The organism is Streptococcus sp. FSL W8-0197, from assembly GCF_037963785.1.
Taxonomy (GTDB): Bacteria; Bacillota; Bacilli; order Lactobacillales; family Streptococcaceae; genus Streptococcus; species Streptococcus oralis_CQ.
The window spans coordinates 511,099-525,674 of the sequence record NZ_CP150168.1; the positions used below are offsets into that span (position 1 = coordinate 511,099).

Sequence of the window (14,576 nt, forward strand, 5' to 3'; positions counted from 1 at the left end):
GGTCTTGGCCTCAGGTTTCTATTTGCAATCAGAAAGGGATTTTATGTCCATTATTCAAAAACTCTGGTGGTTTTTCATGTTAGAAAAGCGCCGTTATCTAGTCGGGATTGTGGCCTTAGTCTTGGTTTCCGTCCTCAATCTCATTCCCCCCATGGTCATGGGACGGGTGATTGATGCCATTACGTCGGGGCAATTAACCCAGCAGGACCTCCTTCTTAATCTATTTTATCTACTGCTGGCTGCCTTTGGGATGTACTATCTGCGCTATGTTTGGCGCATGTATATCCTTGGAACTTCTTACCGTCTAGGGCAGATCATGCGGTCTCGCCTGTTTGAGCATTTCACAAAAATGTCGCCAGCCTTTTATCAGACCTATCGAACGGGGGACCTGATGGCGCATGCCACCAACGATATCAATGCCTTGACTCGTCTCGCAGGTGGCGGTGTTATGTCTGCGGTGGATGCCTCTATCACGGCTCTGGTGACCTTGCTGACCATGCTCTTTAGTATTTCATGGCAAATGACCTTGGTTGCCATTCTTCCCTTGCCTTTCATGGCTTATGCGACCAGTCGTCTAGGGAGAAAGACCCACAAGGCCTTTGGCGAGTCACAAGCTGCCTTTTCCGAACTCAATAACAAGGTGCAGGAGTCTGTATCAGGTATCAAAGTGACCAAGTCTTTCGGTTATCAGGCAGATGAGCTGGCGTCCTTTCAAGCAGTAAATGAATTGACCTTCCAAAAGAACCTCCAAACCATGAAATACGATAGTCTCTTTGACCCCATGGTTCTCTTGTTTGTTGGTTCATCCTATGTTTTAACCCTCTTGGTCGGTTCCTTAATGGTGCAGGAGGGGCAGATCACTGTTGGGAATCTGGTCACCTTTATCAGCTACTTGGATATGCTGGTCTGGCCTCTTATGGCTATCGGTTTCCTCTTTAATATCACTCAAAGGGGGAAAGTTTCTTACCAGCGAATTGAGGATCTTTTGTCTCAGGAATCACCTGTAAAAGATCCTGAATTTCCTCTGGACGGTATTGAAAATGGACGTTTGGAGTACACCATTGACAGCTTTGCCTTTGAAAATGAGGAAACACTGACGGATGTTCACTTTAGTCTGGAAAAAGGGCAAACCCTAGGTTTGGTCGGGCAGACAGGCTCTGGGAAAACGTCCTTGATTAAGCTCCTCTTGCGAGAATATGATGTGGATAAGGGAGCTATTTATCTAAACGGTCATGATATTCGCGATTATCGTTTGACAGACCTTCGCAGTCTCATGGGCTATGTTCCTCAGGACCAGTTCCTCTTTGCGACTTCGATTTCAGACAATATCCGCTTTGGCAATCCTAACTTGCCTCTTTCAGCAGTCGAGGAAGTGACTAAGCTAGCTCAAGTTTACCAAGATATTGTAGACATGCCTCAGGGATTTGATACTGTTATCGGTGAAAAAGGAGTCAGTCTTTCTGGTGGTCAAAAGCAGCGTCTGGCCATGAGTCGGGCGATGATTTTAGACCCTGATATCTTGATTTTAGATGATTCCTTGTCAGCCGTGGATGCCAAGACAGAGTATGCGATCATCGACAATCTCAAGGAGACGCGGAAGGATAAGACAACCATTATTACGGCTCATCGCCTGAGTGCAGTTGTCCATGCAGATCTAATCTTGGTTCTGCAAAATGGTCAAATTATTGAACAGGGCACACACGAAGACTTGCTAGCTTTGGATGGCTGGTATGCCCAAACCTACCAGTCTCAGCAGATGGAAATGAAAGGAGAAGAAGATGCAGAATAAGAAAGAACAATGGGCTGTATTGAAGCGCTTGATGTCCTATCTCAAGCCCTATGGCCTCCTGACCTTTTTGGCACTCAGTTTTCTCCTCGCGACGACGGTCATCAAAAGTGTCATTCCCCTTGTGGCTTCCCACTTTATCGACCAGTATCTGAGTAATCTTAACCAACTAGCCATTACCGTTTTGCTGGCCTACTATGGCCTTTATATCCTACAAACTGTAGTTCAGTATGTCGGTAATCTTCTCTTTGCACGGGTGTCATACAGTATTGTTAGGGATATTCGTCGGGATGCCTTTGCCAATATGGAGAAATTGGGCATGTCCTATTTTGACAAGACACCAGCAGGCTCTATCGTCTCTCGTTTGACAAATGACACCGAGACGATCAGTGATATGTTTTCGGGGATTTTATCTAGCTTTATCTCAGCAGTTTTCATCTTTCTGACAACTCTTTATACCATGTTGGTATTGGATTTTCGTTTGACAGCATTAGTCTTGCTCTTTCTCCCCTTGATCTTCCTTTTGGTCAATCTCTATCGGAAAAAGTCAGTCAAGATTATCGAGAAAACCAGAAGTCTCTTGTCAGATATCAATAGTAAGCTGGCAGAGAATATCGAGGGAATCAGGATTATCCAGGCCTTCAACCAAGAGAAGCGTCTGCAGGCAGAATTTGATGAGATTAATCAAGAACATTTGGTCTATGCCAACCGTTCTGTAGCCTTGGATGCCCTCTTTTTGAGACCTGCCATGAGTTTGCTGAAACTTCTAGGTTACGCTGTTTTGATGGCCTATTTTGGCTACCGTGGGCTTTATCTGGGAATAACAGCAGGAACCATGTATGCCTTTATCCAGTATATCAACCGTCTCTTTGATCCCCTGATTGAGGTAACGCAAAACTTTTCAACCCTTCAAACTTCCATGGTGTCTGCAGGTCGTGTTTTTGCCTTGATTGATGAAACGACCTATGAGCCTCTTCAAGAAGATGGGCAAGCCAAAGTCCAAGAAGGCAATATCCGTTTTGAACATGTCTGTTTCTCATATGACGGGAAACATCCGATACTGGATGACATTTCCTTTTCAGTTAAGAAGGGTGAAACCATTGCCTTTGTAGGTCATACAGGTTCCGGGAAATCATCCATTATCAATGTCCTCATGCGTTTTTATGAATTTCAGTCAGGGAGAGTTCTCTTGGATGGTGTGGATATCCGAAACTACAGTCAGGAAGAGCTGAGAAAGAACATCGGTCTGGTCTTACAGGATCCCTTCCTCTATCACGGGACTATCAAGTCCAATATCGCCATGTACCAAGACCTTAGTGATGAAGAGGTCCAGGCTGCGGCTGCCTTTGTCGATGCAGATTCCTTTATTCAGGACCTTCCGCAGGATTATGATGCACCTGTGTCTGAGCGTGGTTCGAGCTTTTCTACTGGACAGCGTCAGCTTCTTGCCTTTGCCAGAACAGTCGCAAGTCAGCCTAAAATCTTGATTTTGGATGAAGCGACAGCCAATATTGACTCTGAAACAGAAAGTTTGGTTCAAGATTCCCTAGCCAAGATGAGACAGGGGCGGACAACCATTGCTATTGCTCATCGTCTTTCGACCATCCAGGACGCCAACTGTATTTATGTCTTGGATAAGGGGCGCATCATCGAGAGTGGAACCCATGAGGAACTCTTGGCCTTGGGAGGAACCTATCATAAGATGTATAGCTTGCAGGCTGGGGCCATGTCCTAATACTCTTTGGAAATCTCTTCAAACCATGTCAGCTTTATTTGCAACCTCAAAGCTGCACTATGATTTTCATTGAGTATAAGAAGGAAATTCTTCAAATCACAGATTTCTTGCACCGCCTTTTCCATTTTGTGGTATAATGAAAAATGTTGACAAATAGTATAATAAAAACAAAGGAGAAACAGCATGCTGAAATGGGAAGACTTGCCCGTGGAAATGCAATCAAGCGAGGTTGAGTCTTACTACCAGCTTGTCTCTAAAAGGAAGGGTTCGCTGATTTTCAAGCGTTGCCTGGATTGGGTTCTGGCCCTGTTTTTGCTAGTTTTGACTTCTCCCATCTTTCTTATCTTGAGCATTTGGATCAAGTTGGATAGCAAGGGACCTGTCATTTACAAGCAAGAGCGCGTGACCCAGTACAACCGTCCGTTCAAGATTTGGAAGTTCCGTACTATGGTGACGGATGCGGATAAAAAAGGAAGTCTGGTGACTTCTGCTAACGACAGCCGCATTACCAAAGTGGGAAATTTCATTCGACGTGTGCGTTTGGACGAACTGCCTCAGCTGGTCAATGTCCTTAAAGGCGAAATGTCCTTTGTAGGCACACGACCTGAGGTGCCACGTTACACCGAGCAGTATAGCCCTGAAATGATGGCGACCTTGCTCTTGCCAGCAGGAATCACCTCTCCAGCCAGCATCAACTACAAGGATGAGGACACGATCATCAGTCAAATGACGGAGAAAGGCTTGTCGGTTGACCAGGCCTATGTCGAACATGTCCTTCCTGAAAAGATGCGCTATAACCTCGCCTATCTCCGAGAGTTTAGTTTCCTTGGAGACATCAAAATTATGTTTCAAACCGTGTTTGAAGTGCTAAAATAAAGTAGTCATGAGAAAATGAGTACAGATAAAAGGAGCAAATCAATGCCAAATTACAATATTCCATTTTCACCACCCGATATTACCGAAGCTGAAATTGCTGAAGTAGCGGATACCCTGCGCTCTGGTTGGATCACAACAGGTCCTAAGACAAAAGAACTGGAGCGTCGCTTGTCTCAATACACACAGACACCTAAGACTGTCTGCCTCAACTCTGCGACTGCAGCTCTTGAGTTGATTTTGCGTGTTTTGGAAGTGGGACCTGGTGATGAAGTCATCGTTCCAGCTATGACTTATACAGCTTCATGTAGTGTCAACACACACGTGGGAGCGACCCCTGTCATGGTGGATATTCAAGCAGATACTTTTGAAATGGACTATGACTTGCTTGAGCAAGCTATTACTGAGAAAACTAAGGTGATTATTCCGGTTGAGCTTGCAGGGATTGTTTGCGACTATGACCGTTTGTTCCAAGTCGTGGAGAAAAAACGTGACCTCTTTACAGCTGCTAGCAAGTGGCAAAAGGCCTTTAACCGTATCGTGATTGTCTCTGATAGTGCTCATGCTTTGGGATCTACTTACAAAGGGCAACCGGCTGGTTCGATCGCTGACTTTACTTCCTTCTCATTCCACGCTGTTAAGAACTTTACAACTGCTGAGGGAGGAAGTGCGACATGGAAAGCCAATCCAGCTATTGACGACGAAGAGATGTACAAGGAGTTCCAAATCCTTTCCCTTCACGGTCAAACAAAGGATGCTCTTGCCAAGATGCAACTGGGCTCATGGGAATACGATATCGTTACACCAGCCTACAAGTGCAACATGACGGATATCATGGCTTCGCTTGGTTTGGTACAATTGGACCGTTACCCAGCTTTGCTACAACGTCGTAAGGAAATCGTAGACCGTTATGATCGTGGTTTTGCTGGTTCTCGCATTCATCCATTGGCACATGAAACGGAAACTGTTGAGTCAAGTCGTCACCTCTACATCACCCATGTTGAAGGTGCGAGTCTCGAAGAACGCAATCTCATCATCCAAGAATTGGCCAAAGCAGGAATTGCAAGTAATGTTCACTACAAACCGCTTCCGCTCTTGACAGCCTATAAGAATCTTGGCTTTGATATGGCAGATTATCCAAGAGCCTATGCCTTCTTTGAAAATGAAATTACGCTTCCTCTTCATACAAAATTAAGCGATGAAGAAGTTGATTACATCGTTCAGACTTTGGTGAGAATTTCTGAAGAAATTCTCGGTTCTGGAAAAAAATCATAAAAAAATCTTGACAAAAATAGAACAATAACATATAATATTCTCAACAAATCAGAAAAGTAACTATTTTTGATCTTCAGGGAGCCTGTGGTGATTGTGAACAGGTGGTTGGAAGTAGTGAAAGTGGGCTGATTTTAAAAATGAATTTGAAACAATGAAAATTCGGTGCGCACACCTTACAGTGCAACTTGTTGTTAGACAAGGCAGAGATGTAAAGGGGGATAGTCCCTTTATAATTGAGGTGGCACCGCGTTACCAACGCCCTCACACAGAGTAATTTTCTGTGTGTGGGCTTTTTCTTTCGGTCATTTTGTTTATCTTTTATTAGGACGTTAAGTCGCTTTGATGAACTTATACTCAATGAAAATCAAAGAGCAAACTAGGAAACTAGCCGCAGGCTGTACTTGAGTACGGCAAGGCGACGTTGACGTGGTTTGAATTGGATTTTCGAAGAGTGTTGAGTTCTATCTGTAGCTCCTTGCCTATTACTAAAAGCAAACAAAAAGCCGAATTCATACAGAAAGAGGAAAAATTTTATGACAACTAAAGGTTATTTTGGACAATTTGGTGGTAGTTTTGTACCGGAGCCGATTCAGGCTTTGTTGGATGAGTTGGAAGTGACATTTGACAAATACAAGGATGATCCAGAATTTTTGGCAGAATTTCGCCATTACTTGAAGGATTATTCAGGTCGCGAAACACCGCTCTATTTTGCGGAAAGTTTAACAGACCACCTAGGTGGAGCTAAGATTTATCTCAAGCGCGAAGACCTTAATCACCTTGGTTCTCACAAGCTCAACAATGTTTTAGGACAAATTCTTCTTGCCAAACGTATGGGCAAAAAACGAGTGATCGCAGAAACAGGAGCTGGTCAGCACGGTGTTGCGACAGCAGCAGCTGCAGCTAAGTTTGGTATGGCCTGTGATGTCTACATGGGGGCAGAAGATGTGGAGCGTCAACGACTCAATGTCTTCCGTATGGAGATGATGGGAGCGACTGTTCACGCAGTTGAAACGGGGACACGAACTCTTAAGGACGCGGTTGATGCAGCCTTTGGAGCATGGATGAATGACCTTGAAGCCTTCTACGTTTTGGGATCTGCTGTAGGACCTCATCCTTATCCTACAATTGTTCATGAATTCCAAAAGGTCATCAGTGAAGAATCTCGTCGTCAAATCTTAGAAAAAGAAGGCCGTTTACCAGACTACGTCATTGCCTGTGTAGGTGGTGGTTCTAATGCTATCGGTGCTTTTTCACAGTATGTGGCTGATGAAGAAGTCAAATTGGTAGGAGTAGAAGCTGCCGGTCACGGACTGGATACAGACAAGCACGCAGCTACTATGACAAAAGGTAGTATCGGAATTGTCGACGGTATGAAGACCTATGCAGTCTTTAAGGAAGATGGAGATCTGGCCCCAGTTTACTCTATCTCAGCTGGTTTGGACTATCCAGGGGTTGGCCCAGAACATGCCTACTTTAAAGATTCAGGCCGTGTAGAATACGTAGCAGCGACAGATGAAGAAGCTGTTCAAGCCTTGCTCCTTCTCAGCAAGACAGAAGGGATTATCCCAGCGATTGAAAGTTCGCATGCTATCGCAGAAGCGGTTAAACGTGCACCGAAACTAAGTAAAGATGAGATTATCATCATCAATGTCTCTGGTCGTGGAGACAAGGACGTAGCTGCGATTGCAGACTACCTAGAAGCTAAAAAATAAAAGATGGAAAAATTACAGTCTTTTCTCTCACAGAGAGCTTGTGGTTGCTGGAATCAAGCAGAGAAAGCTGTAAGGTTGGGTCCATCTGAAACGAGAGAAGAAAACATAATTCTCAAGGGAGTGCCCTTTATCGCACAGCCTGTTATAGGAAAGTTCTGAGACAGGAATGAGAGATGGGAGAAATCCTATAATTGAGGTGGCACCGCGAATTTCGTCCTCACGCAAGTTATTTTGCGTGGGGATTTTTCATACAGTCGCCACGGACTAGAAGTAGAACTGAAAGGGAAATTACAATGGAACGAATAATTCATGGAGATGTCTTATCACCAATCTTGGCTTATATGCGCCTAAAGGGGCAACACAAGGTTATCTTAGAGAGTATTCCGAGAGACAAGGAAACCGCTCGTTTTTCTATCTTAGCCTATAATCCAGTTTTTGAGATTAAGTTTGAAAGTGGAGTTCTTTATCAAAATGGTCAAGTGATTGATCGGGATCCCTTGGATTTCCTTTATGAAGTGACTCATAAGAGCCAGCACCATTCAGACCTACCTTTTGGTGGGGGAGCCATTGGTTTTGTTGGTTACGATATGATTTCGCTTTATGAAGAAATTGGTCAAATTCCTGAAGATACAATTGGAACGCCAGACATGCATTTCTTCGTCTATGAGAGTTACATGGTCTTTGACCACAAGAAGGAAAAAATCCATATCATCGAGGATGCTCTTTACAGCGAGCGTAGTCAAGAAGACTTGGAAAAAGCCTTGAATCAAGTGCTTGAGGAATTACGCATCCCTGCTCCAAATGAATTTGAAGACTTGGATCTATCTCCGTTAGACTTCAAACCCCATATTGCTCCTCAGAAGTTTGAGGAAATGGTGGAAACAGCTCGTGACTTGATTCGTAATGGCGATATGTTCCAATGTGTACTCAGTCAGCGCTTCTCAGCAGAAGTTACTGGAAATCCATTTGACTTCTACAGAAATCTCCGCGTGACTAATCCTTCTAATTACCTTTATTTCTATGATTTTGGGGATTATCAAATCATCGGTGCCAGTCCAGAAAGTTTAGTTTCAGTTAAAAATGGCATCGTGACAACCAATCCGATTGCAGGGACACGACCAAGAGGCGCTACGGATGAAGAAGACAAGGCTTTGGCGACAGACCTGCTTTCGGATGAGAAGGAAACAGCAGAGCATCGAATGTTAGTAGACTTGGGTCGTAATGATATTGGTCGCATCTCTGAAACGGCCAGTGTCCAAGTCACCAAGTATATGGAAGTGGAGCTCTTCCGCTATGTTATGCATTTGACCAGTGTGGTCAAGGGGCGTTTGCTTCCAGAACTCACTGCCATGGATGCCTTGAAAGCAACACTTCCTGCTGGAACAGTTTCAGGAGCACCAAAGATTCGAGCGATGAGACGCATCTATGAACTGGAAACAGAAAAACGGGGCGTATACGCAGGAGCAATCGGCTACTTGTCTGCGACGGGTGATATGGATTTCGCCATTGCCATCCGAACCATGATTCTCAAAAATCAAACAGCCTATGTGCAGGCTGGGGCAGGGATTGTCTATGACTCTATCGCCCAAAACGAATACCAAGAAACCATTAACAAAGCTAAATCTATGACTAGAATTGGAGAACTAAGACCATGATTTTATTGATTGACAACTATGATTCTTTTACCTATAACTTGGCCCAATACATTGGGAATTTTGCAGAAGTTCAGGTCTTGAGAAATGATGATCCCAAGCTGTATGAAGAAGCTGAAAAAGCAGATGGTCTGGTCTTTTCTCCTGGTCCTGGTTGGCCAGTTGATGCTGGAAAGATGGAAGACATGATTCGTGATTTTGCTGGTAAGAAGCCGATTTTAGGGATTTGTTTGGGCCACCAAGCCATTGCAGAAGTCTTTGGTGGTAAGTTAGGTTTGGCTCCAAAAGTCATGCATGGGAAACAGAGCAATATCAGCTTTGAAGCGCCATCTGTTTTGTATCAAGGTATCGAGGATGGCCGTGCAGTCATGCGTTATCACAGTATTTTAATTGAGGAAATGCCAGAAGACTTTGAAGTGACAGCTCGTTCGACTGATGACCAAGCTATCATGGGAATTCAACATAAAAACCTACCAATTTATGGCTTCCAGTACCATCCAGAGAGTATTGGAACGCCAGATGGCTTGTCTTCTATTCGGAATTTTATCGAGAAGGTTGTAAAGTGAGGAAACTAGGATGAAAGAGATTATTGAAAAACTAGCAAAATTTGAAAATTTATCAGGTGTGGAAATGACGGATGTCATTGAGCGTATCGTAACTGGGCGTGTAACGGAAGCGCAAATTGCTTCTCTCCTCTTAGCTCTTAAGATGAAGGGGGAAACACCTGAAGAACGCACAGCCATTGCCCAAGTCATGAGAGGACATGCCCAACATATTCCAACTGAGATTCATGATGCCATGGACAACTGTGGTACAGGTGGGGACAAGTCTTTCAGTTTTAATATTTCCACAACTGCAGCCTTTGTCTTGGCTGGTGGCGGTGTTCACATGGCAAAACACGGTAACCGCTCGATTTCTTCTAAATCTGGTTCTGCAGATGTCCTAGAAGCCTTGGGCATCAACCTAGACCTCAAACCAGCTGAACTAGGTAAGGTCTTTGATCAGACTGGCATCGTCTTTCTCTTTGCCAAAAATATGCACCCAGCAATGAAATACATCATGCCAGCTCGTTTGGAACTAGGAATTCCAACGATTATGAACTTGACTGGTCCCCTGATTCACCCAATGGCCTTGGAAACACAGCTTCTTGGAATTAGCCGTCCAGAACTTCTAGAAAGTACAGCTCAGGTTTTGAAAAATATGGGTCGCAAACGTGCCATCGTGGTTGCTGGACCAGAAGGATTGGATGAAGCTGGTTTGAATGGAACAACCAAGATTGCTCTTCTTGAAAATGGTGAAATTACCTTGTCAAGCTTTACTCCGGAGGATTTAGGGATGGAGCGCTACGCTATCGAAGATATCCGTGGTGGCAATGCTCAGGAAAATGCAGAAATTTTGCTCAGCGTTCTTAAAAATGAACCAAGTCCATTCTTGGAAACGACAGTTTTAAATGCTGGTCTTGGTTTCTATGCTAATGGTAAAGTAGCTAGTATTAAGGAAGGAGTTGCCTTGGCCCGTCAAGTCATTGCTAGTGGCAAAGCCCTTGAAAAACTCAGACTGTTACAGGAGTACCAAAAATGAGTCAGGAATTTTTAGCACGAATCTTGGAGCAGAAGGTGCGTGAGGTCGAGCAGATGGAGCTGGAGGAAATCCAGCACTTGCGCCAGACCTATCGCTTGGCTGACTTTTTGAAGAGTCATCAAGAACGCTTACAGGTAATCGCAGAGGTAAAGAAAGCTAGCCCTAGTCTGGGAGATATCAATCTCGATGTGGATATTGTGCAACAGGCCCAGACTTATGAAGCGAACGGCGCAGTGATGATTTCTGTTCTGACAGATGAAGTTTTCTTTAAAGGGCATTTGGATTATCTAAGAGAGATTTCCAGTCAGGTGCAGATTCCGACGCTCAACAAGGACTTTATTATCGATGAAAAGCAAATCATCCGCGCTCGCAATGCAGGTGCAACAGTCATCTTGCTCATCGTGGCAGCCTTGTCCGAAGAACGTCTCAAGGAACTTTACGACTACGCGACAGAGCTTGGTCTGGAAGTCTTGGTGGAAACCCACAATTTAGCTGAACTAGAGGTAGCTCACAGACTCGGTGTTCAGATTATCGGAGTTAATAACCGAAACTTGACTACCTTTGAGGTCGACTTACAGACCAGTGTAAATTTGGCTAAACATTTCAAAGATGATTGCTTGTACATTTCTGAATCTGCTATTTTCACAGGGCAGGATGCGGAACGAGTAGCACCATACTTTAACGGAATTTTGGTTGGGACAGCTCTCATGCAGGCAGAAGATGTGGCCCAGAGAATCAAGGAGTTGCAGATTGACAAAGGTTAAAATTTGTGGATTATCGACCAAAGAAGCGGTGGAAACAGCCGTATCAGCAGGAGCCGACTACATCGGTTTTGTCTTTGCACCTAGTAAGAGACAGGTGACCTTGGATCAGGCTGCTGAGCTGGCAAAGCTTATTCCTGCAGATGTCAAAAAGGTTGGTGTATTTGTTTCACCAAGTCGGGCAGAACTGCTAGAAGTCATTGACAACGTTGGCTTGGACTTGGTTCAAGTTCACGGTCAGGTGGCAGATGATTTGTTTGAGAATTTGCCTTGTGCCAGTATTCAGGCGGTGCAGGTGGGTGGAGATGGTCATGTACCCAATTCTCAGGCAGACTATCTACTCTTTGATGCCCCTGTTGCTGGGAGTGGCCAGACCTTTGACTGGGGGCAACTGGATATAACAGGACTAGCACAGCCTTTCTTTATCGCAGGTGGCCTTAAGGAAGATAATGTAGTAAAAGCAATTCAACACTTTACACCCTATGCAGTAGATGTATCAAGCGGAGTGGAGACAGATGGACAAAAAGATCATGAAAAGATTAGAAGATTTATAGAGAGAGTAAAGCATGGCATATCAAGAACCAAATAAAGATGGATTTTACGGAAGATTTGGCGGACGTTTCGTCCCAGAAACATTGATGACAGCAGTTTTAGAGTTGGAGAAGGACTACCGTGAAAGTCAGGCAGACCCCAGTTTCCAAGAGGAATTAAACCAACTCTTGCGCCAGTATGTAGGGCGTGAAACACCCCTTTACTATGCAAAAAACTTGACCCAGCATATCGGCGGAGCCAAGATTTACCTCAAACGGGAAGACCTCAACCATACAGGGGCTCACAAGATTAACAATGCCTTGGGACAAGTTTTGCTTGCTAAACGCATGGGTAAAAAGAAAATTATCGCTGAAACAGGCGCTGGTCAGCACGGTGTGGCAACTGCAACAGCTGCAGCTCTCTTCAACATGGAATGTACCATCTACATGGGTGAGGAAGATGTCAAGCGCCAAGCCCTTAATGTCTTCCGCATGGAGCTTTTGGGAGCCAAGGTCGAGGCCGTGACTGATGGTTCGCGCGTGCTCAAGGATGCAGTCAATGCAGCCCTTCGTTCATGGGTGGCAAATATCGATGATACCCACTATATTCTTGGTTCTGCCTTGGGACCTCATCCTTTCCCAGAAATCGTTCGTGACTTCCAAAGTGTTATTGGTCGAGAGGCTAAACAACAGTACCGTGACTTGACAGGACAAGATCTACCAGATGCCCTAGTAGCCTGTGTTGGTGGTGGTTCTAATGCTATTGGACTCTTCCATCCATTTGTGGAAGATGAGTCAGTAGCTATGTATGGGGCTGAAGCAGCAGGACTTGGTGTGGACACGGAGCATCACGCAGCGACCTTGACCAAGGGACGTCCAGGTGTTCTCCATGGTTCTCTTATGGATGTGCTCCAAGATGCCCATGGTCAAATTCTTGAAGCCTTCTCTATCTCAGCAGGTTTGGACTATCCTGGTATCGGTCCAGAACATTCTCACTACCACGATATTAAACGTGCCAGTTATGTCCCTGTGACAGACGAAGAAGCCTTGGAAGGATTCCAACTCTTGTCTCGTGTGGAAGGGATTATCCCAGCCTTGGAATCGAGTCACGCCATTGCCTTTGCGGTAAAATTGGCCAAAGAACTTGGACCAGACAAGTCGATAATTGTCTGTCTATCAGGTCGTGGGGACAAGGATGTGGTTCAAGTCAAAGACCGCTTGGAAGCAGATGCAGCAAAGAAGGGAGAAGGTCATGCCTAAGACATTAACAGAAAAATTAAATGCTATAAAAGTAGCTGGAAAAGGAATTTTTGTTCCCTATATCATGGCTGGGGACCATGAGAAAGGTTTGGATGGTCTTGGTGAAACAATCCATTTTTTAGAAGATTTGGGAGTTTCAGCTATTGAAGTGGGCATTCCCTTTTCAGACCCAGTTGCAGATGGACCTGTGATTGAAGAAGCCGGCTTGCGCAGTCTAGCCCATGGAACTTCTACCCAGGCTTTGGTTGAAACCTTGAAAACCATTGAAACAGAGGTTCCACTGGTCATCATGACCTACTTCAACCCCCTCTTTCATTACGGTGTGGAGAAATTTGTCAAAGATCTGGCAGATACAGCAGTTAAGGGATTGATTATCCCAGACCTGCCTCATGAGCATGCCAACTTTGTAGAGCCTTTTTTGGCAGACACAGATATCGCTTTAATTCCCCTAGTTAGTTTGACAACAGGACTTGAACGTCAGAAAGAATTGATCAAGGGAGCGGAAGGATTTGTCTATGCCGTTGCCATCAATGGGGTGACAGGAAAATCAGGAAATTACCGCGCAGACTTGGACAAGCACTTGGCACAATTGCATCAAGTAGCTGACATCCCAGTCTTGACAGGTTTTGGCGTATCTAGTCAAGCAGATGTCGAACGCTTCAATGCGGTGTCAGATGGCGTTATCGTTGGTTCGAAAATTGTAAAAGCTCTCCACCAAGGAGAGCCGATTCAGGACTTTATCAAACAAGCAGTAGCTTACCAAAAATAATCACACAAGTAGCAAGTAAGAGGAAAGGCACGAAAGGAAGTCTTTCCTTTTTCTTTTGCAGGAGAAAGGCTAGAATTCCTGTTGCAGAAGCAAACTGAATCAAGATAAGTAACTCCGTTGCGCTAAAGACGATAGCACAAGAAGCTAAAAAGAGAAAATCCCCTGCGCCCATGCGGATATCGATAAAATGAGCCACAATTCCAAGGACAAGGAAGAGGACCATGACTAGATTCCAGCCAGAGAAAGCCATGAGGATTAGGTGAAAAGTCAGCCAGACTAGTAAGGGATATTCCTGATGACGGAAGTCGTAGATGCCCAGAGTCAAACCAGCAGTGATTAGGATGACTTGCCCCAAGGAAAGAAATCCCCAAGACCAAACCAGAAAAAGGAGACCTAAACCTAGTTCAAGAAGGGCATACCAGACTGGATAAGGAGCCTTGCAGTAGCGACAGCGAAAGCGATTGAAGACCTGCGAGAGAATCGGAATCAAATCTAAGGGATGCAAGCGAGTCTGACAGGCATCGCAGTGGCTAGCTGGTAGGATAATGGATTGCTCTGGAAAACGGTCAATGACCAAACCAAGAAAGGAAGCGAGAATGCTCCCGACAAGAAAAAAATAAAAATCAATCATACTTATCTATT

13 protein-coding genes are annotated in these 14,576 nt (G+C 44.7%); 12 read left to right on the forward strand and 1 reads right to left on the reverse strand.

Going from position 1 to position 14,576, the window contains the following annotated elements; all coding sequences use genetic code 11:
• Nucleotides 1–43 precede the first annotated feature (43 nt).
• The 12 genes from NYE79_RS02750 (at nucleotide 44) to trpA (ending at nucleotide 13,934) form a co-directional block, all read left to right on the forward strand.
• Nucleotides 44–1,789, forward strand: coding sequence for an ABC transporter transmembrane domain-containing protein (locus tag NYE79_RS02750; protein WP_339293769.1), 1,746 nt, complete (start codon nucleotides 44–46; stop codon nucleotides 1,787–1,789).
• Nucleotides 1,779–3,521, forward strand: coding sequence for an ABC transporter ATP-binding protein (locus NYE79_RS02755; RefSeq protein WP_339293770.1), 1,743 nt, complete (start codon nucleotides 1,779–1,781; stop codon nucleotides 3,519–3,521). The genes NYE79_RS02750 and NYE79_RS02755 overlap by 11 nt, the downstream gene beginning before the upstream one ends.
• A 183-nt stretch (nucleotides 3,522–3,704) precedes the next feature.
• Nucleotides 3,705–4,397: a sugar transferase gene (locus NYE79_RS02760; protein ID WP_000922225.1), complete on the forward strand. Its 693-nt coding sequence runs from the start codon at nucleotides 3,705–3,707 to the stop codon at nucleotides 4,395–4,397.
• Nucleotides 4,398–4,439: 42 nt separating this feature from the next.
• Nucleotides 4,440–5,669, forward strand: coding sequence for a DegT/DnrJ/EryC1/StrS aminotransferase family protein (locus tag NYE79_RS02765; protein WP_339293771.1), 1,230 nt, complete (start codon nucleotides 4,440–4,442; stop codon nucleotides 5,667–5,669).
• A 533-nt stretch (nucleotides 5,670–6,202) separates the two neighbouring features.
• Nucleotides 6,203–7,381, forward strand: coding sequence for a tryptophan synthase subunit beta (gene trpB, locus NYE79_RS02770; RefSeq protein WP_339293772.1), 1,179 nt, complete (start codon nucleotides 6,203–6,205; stop codon nucleotides 7,379–7,381).
• 293 nt (nucleotides 7,382–7,674) lie between these two features.
• Nucleotides 7,675–9,036 (forward strand): anthranilate synthase component I, encoded by a 1,362-nt coding sequence (gene trpE / locus NYE79_RS02775; protein ID WP_339293773.1) that lies wholly within the window; start codon nucleotides 7,675–7,677, stop codon nucleotides 9,034–9,036.
• Complete coding sequence (locus tag NYE79_RS02780; protein WP_000601909.1) at nucleotides 9,033–9,599, forward strand: aminodeoxychorismate/anthranilate synthase component II; 567 nt, start codon at nucleotides 9,033–9,035, stop codon at nucleotides 9,597–9,599. Before trpE ends, NYE79_RS02780 begins: the two co-directional genes overlap by 4 nt.
• A 10-nt stretch (nucleotides 9,600–9,609) precedes the next feature.
• A complete protein-coding gene (trpD, locus tag NYE79_RS02785) occupies nucleotides 9,610–10,614 on the forward strand; it encodes an anthranilate phosphoribosyltransferase (protein WP_261034752.1) in 1,005 nt (334 codons plus the stop codon).
• Complete coding sequence (trpC, locus tag NYE79_RS02790) at nucleotides 10,611–11,378, forward strand: indole-3-glycerol phosphate synthase TrpC (RefSeq protein WP_020903545.1); 768 nt, start codon at nucleotides 10,611–10,613, stop codon at nucleotides 11,376–11,378. The genes trpD and trpC overlap by 4 nt, the downstream gene beginning before the upstream one ends.
• Nucleotides 11,365–11,964, forward strand: coding sequence for a phosphoribosylanthranilate isomerase (locus NYE79_RS02795; protein WP_339293774.1), 600 nt, complete (start codon nucleotides 11,365–11,367; stop codon nucleotides 11,962–11,964). The genes trpC and NYE79_RS02795 overlap by 14 nt, the downstream gene beginning before the upstream one ends.
• A complete protein-coding gene (gene trpB / locus NYE79_RS02800; protein ID WP_339293775.1) occupies nucleotides 11,942–13,165 on the forward strand; it encodes a tryptophan synthase subunit beta in 1,224 nt (407 codons plus the stop codon). The genes NYE79_RS02795 and trpB (NYE79_RS02800) overlap by 23 nt, the downstream gene beginning before the upstream one ends.
• On the forward strand, nucleotides 13,158–13,934 hold the full coding sequence (gene trpA, locus NYE79_RS02805) for a tryptophan synthase subunit alpha (RefSeq protein WP_339293776.1): 777 nt from the start codon (nucleotides 13,158–13,160) through the stop codon (nucleotides 13,932–13,934). The genes trpB (NYE79_RS02800) and trpA overlap by 8 nt, the downstream gene beginning before the upstream one ends.
• Here trpA and NYE79_RS02810 read toward each other — a convergent pair.
• A complete protein-coding gene (locus tag NYE79_RS02810; RefSeq protein WP_339293777.1) occupies nucleotides 13,906–14,565 on the reverse strand; it encodes a prepilin peptidase in 660 nt (219 codons plus the stop codon). The two genes, trpA and NYE79_RS02810, sit on opposite strands and share 29 nt — an antisense overlap.
• Between the last annotated feature and the right edge of the window lie 11 nt (nucleotides 14,566–14,576).

What these genes read in the sequence shown, in the direction of transcription:
- NYE79_RS02750 (WP_339293769.1), top strand. Translation starts at nt 44, where the DNA reads ATGTCCATTATTCAAAAACTCTGGTGGTTTTTCATGTTAGAAAAGCGC.
- NYE79_RS02755 (WP_339293770.1), top strand. Translation starts at nt 1,779, where the DNA reads ATGCAGAATAAGAAAGAACAATGGGCTGTATTGAAGCGCTTGATGTCC.
- NYE79_RS02760 (WP_000922225.1), top strand. Translation starts at nt 3,705, where the DNA reads ATGCTGAAATGGGAAGACTTGCCCGTGGAAATGCAATCAAGCGAGGTT.
- NYE79_RS02765 (WP_339293771.1), top strand. Translation starts at nt 4,440, where the DNA reads ATGCCAAATTACAATATTCCATTTTCACCACCCGATATTACCGAAGCT.
- trpB (WP_339293772.1), top strand. Translation starts at nt 6,203, where the DNA reads ATGACAACTAAAGGTTATTTTGGACAATTTGGTGGTAGTTTTGTACCG.
- trpE (WP_339293773.1), top strand. Translation starts at nt 7,675, where the DNA reads ATGGAACGAATAATTCATGGAGATGTCTTATCACCAATCTTGGCTTAT.
- NYE79_RS02780 (WP_000601909.1), top strand. Translation starts at nt 9,033, where the DNA reads ATGATTTTATTGATTGACAACTATGATTCTTTTACCTATAACTTGGCC.
- trpD (WP_261034752.1), top strand. Translation starts at nt 9,610, where the DNA reads ATGAAAGAGATTATTGAAAAACTAGCAAAATTTGAAAATTTATCAGGT.
- trpC (WP_020903545.1), top strand. Translation starts at nt 10,611, where the DNA reads ATGAGTCAGGAATTTTTAGCACGAATCTTGGAGCAGAAGGTGCGTGAG.
- trpB (WP_339293775.1), top strand. Translation starts at nt 11,942, where the DNA reads ATGGCATATCAAGAACCAAATAAAGATGGATTTTACGGAAGATTTGGC.
- trpA (WP_339293776.1), top strand. Translation starts at nt 13,158, where the DNA reads ATGCCTAAGACATTAACAGAAAAATTAAATGCTATAAAAGTAGCTGGA.
- NYE79_RS02810 (WP_339293777.1), bottom strand. Translation starts at nt 14,565, where the DNA reads ATGATTGATTTTTATTTTTTTCTTGTCGGGAGCATTCTCGCTTCCTTT.